At 70.0% G+C, this 337-nt stretch carries 1 pseudogene; it reads left to right on the top strand.

The features are described from left to right. Nucleotides 1-290, top strand: a pseudogene (locus LP52_RS27885) (pectate lyase); the annotation flags it as partial. Nucleotides 291-337 lie beyond the last annotated feature (47 nt).

Raw genomic sequence — 337 nt, 5'->3', positions numbered from 1 at the left:
TCCACGTCTACAACAACTACTACGACGGCGTGGACACCGGCATCGCCTCCACCCAGGGCGCCGGCGTCCTGGTCGAGGGCAACTACTTCGCCGACGTGCCCCACCCGACCCTGGAGGGCTACGGCTCCTCCAGCGACGGCCGGATCGAGCTGAACGGCAACGTCTTCGACGGCTCCGGTGAGCCGGAGGCCTCCGGCGGAGTGGACGGCGTCCCCTACTCCTACGACCTCGACGCGGCCGAGGACATCCCCTCGCTCGTGAGCGGCGGCGCCGGGACCGGAAACATCTGACGAACGACCGGGCTCCAGGCCGCTCCCCGGGTACCGGAGCCCATTCC

It is taken from the genome of Streptomonospora alba (assembly GCF_000826685.1).
Lineage (GTDB): Bacteria > Actinomycetota > Actinomycetes > Streptosporangiales > Streptosporangiaceae > Streptomonospora > Streptomonospora alba.
Note: the sequence above shows the minus strand (reverse complement) of the source record. Positions and strands in the feature narration are given on the sequence as shown.